Source organism: Streptomyces sp. N35, from assembly GCF_016464295.1.
In the GTDB taxonomy this organism is placed as follows: Bacteria; Actinomycetota; Actinomycetes; order Streptomycetales; family Streptomycetaceae; genus Streptomyces.
The window spans coordinates 26206-28852 of sequence record NZ_JAEIMH010000095.1 but is presented as its reverse complement, the minus strand read 5'-3'; the positions used below and the strand labels follow the sequence as shown (position 1 = coordinate 28852).

The 2647-nt window shown below is 69.8% G+C and carries 3 protein-coding genes; all 3 read right to left on the bottom strand.

The window, feature by feature from the left end; genetic code table 11:
* Positions 1 to 43 precede the first annotated feature (43 nt).
* Positions 44 to 490, bottom strand: a complete 447-nt coding sequence (locus tag JAO81_RS35495) for a hypothetical protein (protein ID WP_199552116.1) — start codon at positions 488 to 490, stop codon at positions 44 to 46.
* A 7-nt stretch (positions 491 to 497) separates the two neighbouring features.
* Entirely contained in the window at positions 498 to 1253 is a 756-nt protein-coding gene (gene dapB / locus JAO81_RS35490; protein WP_199552110.1) for a 4-hydroxy-tetrahydrodipicolinate reductase, read from the bottom strand.
* Positions 1254 to 1293: 40 nt separating this feature from the next.
* The coding region (locus JAO81_RS35485; RefSeq protein WP_233416376.1) for a pitrilysin family protein at positions 1294 to 2647 on the bottom strand (1354 nt) is incomplete at its 5' end.

The window sequence follows — 2647 nt, the reverse complement described above, 5'->3', positions numbered from 1 at the left end:
GCCCGGCGCGAAGCCGGGCGGGGTTCTGTCATAGGGGTCCGGTTCAGACCGGGTTGCGCTCACGCAGTGCGATCGCCCGCTGCATCGCCTTGCGGGCGCGGGGGGTGTCCCGTGCGTCGTGATAGGCGACCGCGAGGCGGAACCAGCAGCGCCAGTCGTTCGGCGCGTCCTCCGTCTCGGCGCGGCGGCGGGCGAAGACCTCGTCGGCCGAATCGCGGTCGATACGGCCGCTGGGCAGCCGCTTGAGCTCATCCACCGGAAGCCCGCCCTCGGCTTCCAGCTCGGCGGCCAACTTCCCCGCCTTGCGGGCGAATTGGGTCGTCTTCCAGAGGAACCACAGTCCGATGAGCGGCAGGATCAGCACCGCGACGCCGAACGTCACGGTGAGCACGGTGCCCTGCTCTATGAGCAGGACACCGCGGCTGCCGACCAGGACGAAATACGCGACCAGGGCGGCTGCCAGGGCGAAGTAGGTGAGCTTTGCGCGCATCGGCTCGTCAGTTGCCCAGGTCCAGGAAGTGCTCAAGGCCGAAGGTCAGGCCCGGAGTGTCCACCACGCGGCGCACGCCGAGCAGGATGCCCGGCATGAACGACTTGTGGTGCAGCGAGTCGTGGCGGATCGTGAGCGTCTCGCCCTCACCGCCGAGCAGCACCTCCTGGTGCGCCAGGAGACCCCGAAGGCGTACGGAGTGGACGGGCACACCGTCGACGTCCGCGCCGCGGGCACCGTCGAGAGCCGTGGAAGTGGCGTCGGGCTGCGCGGGGCAGCCTGCCTTCTCCCGGGCCGCCGCGATCAGTTGGGCGGTGCGGTGCGCCGTACCCGAAGGGGCGTCCGCCTTGTTCGGGTGGTGCAGCTCGATGACCTCGACCGACTCGAAGAAGCGGGCCGCCTGCTGGGCGAACTGCATGGTCAGGACCGCGCCGATGGAGAAGTTCGGCGCGATCAGGAAACCGGTCGACGGGGACTTCGCCAGCCAGTCCTGCACCTGCGCGAGACGCTCGTCGGTCCAGCCGGTGGTGCCCACCACGGCGTGGATGCCGTGACCCGCGCAGTACTCGAGGTTGCCCAGCACCGCGTCGGGGTGCGTCAGGTCGATGGCGACCTGGGCACCCGTACCGGCGAGCACATCGATCGTGTCGTCGCGGTCGAGCGCCGCCACGAGCTCCATGTCCGCGGCGGCCTCGACGGCGCGTACGGCCTCGGAGCCGATCCGGCCCTTCGCGCCGAGGACCGCCACACGCAGCTTGCTCATTTGCTTGATTCCTTACGGGAGTTGGGCGACGACAGCGGTCTTACGCGACCGCTTCGCTCAAGCGCGCCGCCTGGCGGTTCTTCAGCGGGCCGATCACCGACAGCGAGGGCCGCTGCCCCAGGATCTCGCGGGCCACTTCCCGTACGTCGTCGGGGGTGACCGCAGCTATCCGGGCCAGCATGTCGTCGACCGACATGTGCTCGCCCCAGCAGAGCTCACTCTTGCCGATCCGGTTCATGAGCGCCCCGGTGTCCTCGAGGCCGAGGACGGTGGAGCCGGAGAGCTGGCCGATGGCGCGGCCGATCTCCTCGTCGCTCAGACCGTGCGCGGCTACCTGGTCGAGTTCGTCTCGGCAGATCTTCAGGACGTCGTGGACCTGCGAGGGACGGCAGCCCGCGTACACACCGAACAGGCCGCAGTCGGCGAAGCCCGAGGTGTACGAGTAGACCGTGTACGCGAGGCCGCGCTTCTCCCGTACCTCCTGGAAGAGGCGGGAGGACATCCCGCCGCCGAGCGCGGTGTTGAGCACGCTCAGTGCCCAGCGCCGCTCGTCGGTGCGGGCCAGGCCCGGCATGCCGAGGACTACATGGGCCTGCTCGGTCTTGCGCTCGATCAGCTCGACCTTGCCGGACGCGCGCAGGATGCGGCGGCCGTCGCGCGGGGCGATCGGGGTGGCGTCGGTCGCCTTGAGCGCGCCCGCCTTCTCGAAGGCGGCGCGGACCTGGCGTACGACCTTGTTGTGATCCACGTTTCCGGCCGCGGCGACCACCAAGTGGCGCGGGTCGTAGTGCTTCTTGTAGAAGCGGCGGATCCGGCCCGCGTCCAGGGCGTTGATCGTGTCGACGGTACCGAGGACCGGCCGGCCGAGCGGGGTGTCGCCGAGCATCGTGTGCGCGAACAGGTCGTGCACGCAGTCGCCGGCGTCGTCCTCGGTCATCGCGATCTCTTCGAGGATCACGTTGCGTTCGGCGTCCACGTCGGCCTGCTCGATCAGCGAACCGGTGAGCATGTCGCACACCACGTCGATCGCGAGCGGCAGATCGGTGTCGAGCACCCGCGCGTAATAGCAGGTGTACTCCTTGGCCGTGAACGCGTTCATCTCGCCGCCGACCGCGTCGATCGCGGCGGAGATGTCCAGGGCGGTGCGCTGCTTCGTGCCCTTGAACAGGAGGTGCTCGAGGTAGTGCGTCGCGCCGTTCAGCGCCGGGGTCTCGTCGCGGGAACCGACGTGGGCCCAGATGCCGAAGGTCGCGGAGCGTACGGAGGGCAGGGTCTCGGTGACCACGCGCAGACCGCCGGGGAGGACGGTGCGACGGACGGTGCCGATGCCATTGCTGCCCTTGAGAAGCGTTTGGGTACGGGCGACGGGGGGGGCCCTCGCCCGCGGGGCTGGG